We start from the raw sequence: 6,885 nt of genomic DNA on the forward strand, positions 1-6,885 counted from the left end.
CTGCTAGGACTCTCCCTGCTGATGCCCGCCAGCCTTCCTCTGTCCGCTGCCGAAACGGCGGCGGCGCAATCGCCGCGGACCCTGATCATCGACACCGACCCGGGCGCCGACGACGTGATCGCCCTGCTGTTCGCCATGGCCTCGCCGAAGGAGCTGAAGATCCAGGCGCTGACCACCGTCGCCGGCAACGTGCCGCTGGAAAAGACCGCGCGCAACGCCCGGCTGGCCCGCGAGTGGGGCAAGCGCCCGGATATCCCGGTCTACGCCGGCGCCCCGCGGCCGCTGCTGCGCACGCCGATCTACGCCGCCGACGTACACGGCAGCGAAGGCATCACCGGCGTCGAGGTGCATGAGCCGAAGCAGCCGCTGGCCGAAGGCAACGCGGTGGACTACCTGATCCGTACCCTGCGCGCGGCGCCGGAGAAGAGCGTGACCCTGGCCATGCTCGGCCCGGAGACCAACCTCGCGCTGGCCCTGACCCAGGCCCCGGACATCGTCAAGGGCATCCGCGAGATCGTGATCATGGGCGGCGCCCACTTCAACGGCGGCAACATCACCCCGGCCGCCGAATTCAATATCTTCGCCGACCCCCACGCGGCGGAAATCGTGCTCAAGAGCGGGGCGCCGATCACCATGCTGCCGCTCGACGTGACCCACAAGATCCTCACCAGCCCCGAGCGCATCGCCAAGCTGCGCAACCTCGGCAACCGAGCCGGCAAGACCGTCGCCGATATCCTCGACGCCTACGTCCAGTACGACATCAAGTACTACGGCCTGAAGGGCGGCCCGGTGCACGACGCCACGGTGGTCGCCTACCTGCTCAAGCCCTCGCTGTTCAAGGGCAAGCGGATCAACGTGCAGGTCGACAGCCGCGAGGGCATCACCTTCGGCCAGACTGTGGCCGACTGGTACGGCGGCCTCAAGCAGCCGGCCAACGTCGAGTGGATCAACGAGGGCGATGCCCAGGGGTTCTTCGACCTGCTCACCGAGCGTATCGCCCGCCTGCCCTGAGCGGGCTTCCCGCGGCGCCCGGCGTGGGCGCCGCGCTCAGAACGCGTAGCCGACGTTGAAGTAGTGGCCGATCCCGCTGGAGTCGGTGCGGCGTCCGTCCAGTTGCTCGCCGTCGCGCCACTGGGTCATGTTGCGGTAGACCTTGGCGCCGTAGCCGAACTTCCAGTGTTCGGTGTGATACCAGAGCCCGAGGTAGGCCTGGAAGCCGTTATCGGTACGGTATTCGCGCTCGAAGGCATCGTCCTTGTCGGGCAGCTTCGAGCCGAACTCGTAGTCGAAGAAGCCCTGGAAGGCGATGAAGCGCTTGCCGCCGAACTGCGCCAGCGGCTTGAACCAGTTCATGTGGGCGACGTAGCCGTCCCAGGCGTTCTCGTTGGACGCGCCGTAGTTCTTGTCGATGTAGCGCGCGTAGAGATTGAGCCCCACCGTACCCAGCCAGGGCAGCTCGGTGTTGGTGCCGATGCCCGACCACAGCACGTTCAGCCCCGGTCCCTGGCGCGCGTCGGCGTAGTAGTAGTCGAAGGCGACGAACCATTCGCGGATCGGGCCGATGGAGAAGTCGCGGCCGAGCAGGCGGTCGATGGAGAGACGCGGCTCGATGTCGACGAACCAGTTCTCGCCGTCGGGTACGTCCGAGCTGGCGTCGTCGAAGAGGTTCTTGTAGTCGATGTAGCCGTACAGGTCGAGCACCCCCTTGCGGCCGCCGAACTCCCATTCCAGGTAGCTGTCGTCGGTCAGGTAGGGGCCGCCGCGCTGGTTGAACGCGCGGTAGACGTGCAGGTTGTTCCAGAGCCCTTCGCGGGCGGCGTTCTCGTCGTTGTTTTCGGCGCCGAAGGCGGCGGCCGCGCACAGCGGGGCGGCACAGCACAGCAGGGCTTTGCGCATGGGAAGTCCTTGCCTGGAGTGGGACGGGTCGGACTCAGCCGCGGGATTGCCCGGCGAGTTGCCGGAGAGCCTGCTCGGCGTCGCCGACGACGATCCTGCCGGGCACCGCCAGCATCAGGTTGAGCGGCAGGCCGAACTCTTCCAGGGCCATGCCGTCGCGGTCGCGGGTCGGATCCTCGCCGACCAGCTCCGGGGCGTGCCGGCGGATCCGCTCGGCGTAGCTGCCGGCGTCGTCGACGTAGCCATAGACCGGCTTGCCGAGAGCGGTGGCGTAGCCGACCTCGAAGGCGGTGCCGCTGTCCGGCTCGGCGCCGCGGAAGAAGTTCAGGTTGGCCAGCACCGCGTCGGCGCGTTCGATCAGGCCGATGTTGGCGCGGTAGATCCAGGCCGCCTGTTCGCGCGGCTCGGCGAGCTGTTTCGGCAGCGCGTTGTCCAGCGGGTAGAGGCCTTCGAAGCCGTAGCGTGCGCACAGTGCCTTGAGCGCTTCGCCGTGGGCGACGGCGTCGGCGCGGAACACGTCGGGACCGGCCAGATAGAGTTTCCGCGGTCTGGCCGCGGCGCGTACGCCCGGCAGGCTGCCGAGCAGGGCGCCGGCGGGCAGCAGCAGGGCCGCCAGGCGCAAGAAGGTACGACGGCTGCTGGAACCGTTGGATCGGCTCATCGGATGCTCCCCCCAGGATGCCGGACGCCCCGCGCGGGGGCCGTTGTTGTCCGGGGATTATGGGCAGCAAGCGACATGCCAGGCGGCGCCTACCTGTCAGCAGATAGGCGGCGGCTCGCGTGCTTCTTCCGGCGCTCGGCGCGGGCGCTTCAGGCGTTCCCGCCGAGTTCCTCGGCGAGGCGTCGCAGGGCCTCGCGCGGGCCGCCGGCGACCAGCCGCGAAGGCACCGCCAGCATCAGGTTCAATGGCAGGCCGAAACCCTCCAGTTGCCAACCGTCGCGGTCCTCGCCGGGGTGCTCGCCGAGCCATTCCGGCGCCAGCCGGGCGAGGCGCTCGGCGTAGGCGCCGGCATCGCTGAGGTAGGCATATACCGGCTTGCCCAGGGCCAGGGCGTAACCCACTTCGAAGGCGGTGCCGCTGTCCGGCTCGCTGCCGCGGAACGGTTCGAGGTTGGCCAGCACGCAGTCGGCGCGCTCGATCAGGCCGACATTGGCGCGGTAGATCCAGGCGGCCTGTGCGGCTGGCTCGCGGATGTCGGCGGGCAGGGCGTGGTCGAGCGGGTAGAGGCCGAGGAAACCGAACTCGGCGCAGAGCGCCTTGAGGGTTTCGCCATGGGCTTCGGCGTCGGGGCGGAAGACGTCCGGCCCGGCCAGGTAGATCGCGGTCATCGCGTGCGTGCCTTGTTACGGAAAGCCAGCGCCCATGGTAGCGCCATCGTGGCGGCGCCGGCATGCACCAAGCGATGGCGCGCTGCACCGTCCTGCAGCCGCGCCGGCATGGCGCGGCACGCAGAAGCGCGGGCTTGAGCGGAGTTGTCCGGGTGGTCAGGTAATTGCATCGGCGGGCGGGCTGAACGCGAAGCCACGCCCGATGGCCAACCCTGCACTCACCGGAGCACGCCCATCCATGAAACACCGTCGCACGCAATCCCGCATGTCCGTCCTGCGCCGCCTTGCCGTCGTCCTCGGCCTCGGCGCCTGCGCTCTCGCCGCCGAGGCCGCCGAACCGCTGAAGATCGGCTTCGTCTATGTCGGCCCGGTCGGCGACCACGGCTGGACCTACCAGCACGAGCTGGGCCGCCGCGAACTGGTGGAGCACTTCGGCGACAAGGTGAAGACCAGCTTCGTCGAGAACGTCGCCGAGGGCGCCGACGCCGAGCGGGTCATCCGCAACCTGGCGAAAGACGGCTACGGCCTGGTCTTCACCACCTCCTTCGGCTACATGAACCCCACCGCCAAGGTGGCCCGGCAGTTTCCCAAGGTGACCTTCGAGCACGCCACCGGCTACAAGCGTGACAGGAACCTCGGCACCTACCTGTCGCGCTCCTACGAGGGACGCTACGTCGGCGGCTTCCTCGCGGCGAAGATGACCCGCAGCCACAAGATCGGCTACATCGCCTCGTTTCCGATTCCCGAGGTGATCCGCGACATCAACGCGATCCAGCTGGCGCTGGACAAATACGACCCGCAGGCCGAACTCAAGGTGATGTGGGTGAGCACCTGGTTCGATCCGGGCAAGGAGGCCGACGCGGCCAACGCGCTGATCGACCAGGGCGTCGACGTGGTGTTCCAGCACACCGATAGCCCGGCGCCGATCCAGGCCGCCGAGCGTCGCGGGGTGTACGCTGTGGGCTACGCCTCGGACATGCAGCACTTCGGTCCGAAGACCGTGCTCACCTCGATCGTCAACGACTGGGGCCCGCACTATATCCGCTCGGCCCAGGCGGTGATGGACGGCACCTGGAAATCCGAGGACTTCTGGGGCGGCTTGGCCGAGAGTACGGTGGTCCTGCCGCTGAACCAGGAGGTGCTGCCGGCGCCGGTGCGGGAAGAGGCGGGCAGGCTGATCGAGTCGATCCGCAGCGGAGCCTTCCACCCCTTCACCGGGCCGATCCGCGACCAGTCCGGCAAGGAGCGTTTCGCCGCCGGCGTCAGCGCGACCAATGCCGACCTGGCGTCGATGAACTATTACGTGGAAGGCATCAAGGCCGACCTGCCGAAGTGAGCCCTGGCCTTGTATGGAAAAAGTCGCCGAGCGCAGGCACTTTCCGTACAGGGCCCATCGAGGAGAGCGCGATTGGACCGTCTACCCATCATCGACATCGCCCCGCTCTACGGCGCCGACCGTGGCGCCTGGAACGACGTGGCGCGGCGGATCGACCAGGCCTGCCGCGAGTGGGGCTTCTTCTACATCGCCGGACACCCGTTGCCGGCCGCGCGCTTCGAAGCCCTGTTGGCGGCGGCGCGGGAGTTCTTCGCGCTGCCCGTCGAAGAGAAGCTGAAGATCGATATCACCCGTAGCCGCAACCATCGCGGCTATGGCGCGATCGCCACCGAGCAGCTCGACCCGGCGTTGCCCAGCGACTTCAAGGAGACCTTCGACATGGCCCTGCACCTGCCGGCGGAGCATCCCGACGTGCGCGCCGGCAAGTCCTTCTACGGGCCCAACCGACACCCCGACCTGCCCGGTTGGGAGGCCCTGCTGGAAGGACACTATGCCGACATGCTGGCGCTGGCCCGTACCGTGCTGCGCGCCCTGGCCATCGCCCTGGGGATCGAGGAGGACTTCTTCGACCGCCGCTTCGAGCAGCCGGTCAGCGTATTCCGCCTGATCCACTATCCGCCGGCCGCCGCCCGGCAGAGCGCCGACCAGCCCGGCGCCGGCGCGCACACCGACTACGGCTGCGTGACCCTGCTCTACCAGGACGCCGCCGGTGGCCTGCAAGTGCAGAACCGCCAGGGCGAATGGATCGACGCGCCGCCCATCGACGGCACCTTCGTGGTCAACATCGGCGACATGATGGCGCGCTGGAGCAACGACCGTTACCGCTCGACCCCGCACCGGGTGATCAGCCCGCGCGGGGTGCATCGCTACTCCATGCCGTTCTTCGCCGAACCGCACATGGACACCGAGATCCGCTGCCTGCCGGGCTGCTTCGACGCGGACAACCCGCCGAAGTATCCGCCGACCACCTGTGGCGAGTGGCTGACCTCGCGCTTCGCGCAGACCTATGCCTATCGGCGCGGCGAAACGGCCTGAGCCGCCCGTCGCGCGCGGGAGCGGCTCGCGGGTTTCCCTCGGGCCTGACTCCCGGGACAGGTTAAACTTGCCGGCAAAGACCAGCCTGATCGAGAACCCACCCCATGTACGAATGGCTCAACGCCTTGCCCAAGGCCGAACTGCACCTGCACCTGGAAGGTACCCTGGAGCCGGAGCTGCTGTTCGCCCTCGCCGAGCGCAACCGCATCGCCCTGCCCTGGAACGACGTCGAGACCCTGCGCAAGGCCTACGCCTTCAACAACCTGCAGGAATTCCTCGACCTCTACTACGCCGGCGCCGACGTGCTGCGCACCGAGCAGGACTTCTACGACCTGACCTGGGCCTACCTGCAGAAGTGCAAGGCGCAGAACGTCGTCCACGTCGAGCCGTTCTTCGACCCGCAGACCCACACCGATCGCGGCATTCCCTTCGAGGTGGTGCTCGCCGGCATCCGCGCCGCGCTGCAGGACGGCGAGAAGCTGCTGGGCATCCGCCATGGGCTGATCCTCAGCTTCCTCCGCCACCTCAGCGAGGAACAGGCGCAGAAAACCCTCGACCAGGCGCTGCCGTTCCGCGACGCCTTCATCGCCGTCGGCCTCGACAGCTCGGAAGTCGGGCATCCGCCGAGCAAGTTCCAGCGGGTCTTCGACCGCGCCCGCAGCGAAGGCTTCCTCACCGTCGCCCATGCCGGCGAAGAGGGGCCGCCCGAGTACATCTGGGAAGCCCTCGACCTGCTCAAGGTCGAGCGCATCGACCACGGCGTGCGCGCCTTCGAGGACGAGCGGCTGATGCGGCGGCTGATCGACGAACAGATCCCGCTGACCGTCTGCCCGCTGTCCAACACCAAGCTCTGCGTGTTCGACGACATGAGCCAGCACACCATCCTCGACATGCTCGAACGCGGCGTGAAGGTGACGGTGAACTCCGATGACCCGGCCTACTTCGGCGGCTATGTCACCGAGAACTTCCATGCCTTGCAGCAGAGCCTGGGAATGACCGAGGAGCAGGCCAGGCGCCTGGCGCAGAACAGCCTGGATGCGCGCCTGGTGAAGTGAGGGGCGGCGCGCCGGGCAACCCGGCGCGCGACCCGCAAGGCGTTTCGTCGTCGCCGGCTTCTCGGTATTGATGATAAGCATTATCATTTGCGGGCTGCTCAGCATTCCCATGGCGCCGCCCCGGCGCCGGCTTTCGTGCAGCCGTCCCATCACCGATGCCCGACCGCGACCTTCCCTCCGGCCCGCGCCCGGATGCCTTGCCGGCAGACGGCGAGGCGGCGCGCCGCGCGGATC

7 protein-coding genes are annotated in these 6,885 nt (G+C 68.2%); 4 read left to right on the forward strand and 3 right to left on the reverse strand.

Going from position 1 to position 6,885, the window contains the following annotated elements:
• Window positions 1–1,011, forward strand: a 1,011-nt coding sequence (locus FFS27_RS25640) for a nucleoside hydrolase (RefSeq protein ID WP_240104565.1), incomplete at its 5' end; no start/stop codon positions are given.
• Between the two features lie 36 nt (window positions 1,012–1,047).
• Here FFS27_RS25640 and FFS27_RS25645 read toward each other — a convergent pair.
• From FFS27_RS25645 to FFS27_RS25655, 3 genes are all read right to left on the reverse strand, one after another.
• Window positions 1,048–1,896: a nucleoside-specific channel-forming Tsx family protein gene (locus FFS27_RS25645; RefSeq protein WP_003083838.1), complete on the reverse strand. Its 849-nt coding sequence runs from the start codon at window positions 1,894–1,896 to the stop codon at window positions 1,048–1,050.
• A gap of 34 nt (window positions 1,897–1,930) precedes the next feature.
• Complete coding sequence (locus FFS27_RS25650; protein ID WP_003083840.1) at window positions 1,931–2,557, reverse strand: nucleoside 2-deoxyribosyltransferase; 627 nt, start codon at window positions 2,555–2,557, stop codon at window positions 1,931–1,933.
• 149 nt (window positions 2,558–2,706) lie between these two features.
• The gene (locus FFS27_RS25655; RefSeq protein WP_003083842.1) at window positions 2,707–3,225 is read right to left on the reverse strand and encodes a nucleoside 2-deoxyribosyltransferase; all 519 of its coding nucleotides are present in this window, start codon (window positions 3,223–3,225) and stop codon (window positions 2,707–2,709) included.
• Window positions 3,226–3,463: 238 nt separating this feature from the next.
• On the opposite strand from FFS27_RS25655, the gene FFS27_RS25660 reads away from it, so the two are divergent.
• The 3 genes from FFS27_RS25660 to FFS27_RS25670 all read left to right on the forward strand — a co-directional run bounded on the left by FFS27_RS25660 (window position 3,464) and on the right by FFS27_RS25670 (window position 6,651).
• Window positions 3,464–4,561, forward strand: coding sequence for a BMP family ABC transporter substrate-binding protein (locus FFS27_RS25660; protein ID WP_009314963.1), 1,098 nt, complete (start codon window positions 3,464–3,466; stop codon window positions 4,559–4,561).
• Between the two features lie 72 nt (window positions 4,562–4,633).
• Window positions 4,634–5,596 (forward strand): oxidoreductase, encoded by a 963-nt coding sequence (locus FFS27_RS25665; protein WP_003128351.1) that lies wholly within the window; start codon window positions 4,634–4,636, stop codon window positions 5,594–5,596.
• Window positions 5,597–5,700: 104 nt separating this feature from the next.
• Complete coding sequence (locus FFS27_RS25670) at window positions 5,701–6,651, forward strand: adenosine deaminase (protein ID WP_003083850.1); 951 nt, start codon at window positions 5,701–5,703, stop codon at window positions 6,649–6,651.
• The last annotated feature ends 234 nt before the right edge of the window (window positions 6,652–6,885 follow it).

It is taken from the genome of Pseudomonas sp. 2VD, assembly GCF_005503585.1.
GTDB classification, from domain to species: Bacteria; Pseudomonadota; Gammaproteobacteria; order Pseudomonadales; family Pseudomonadaceae; genus Pseudomonas; species Pseudomonas aeruginosa.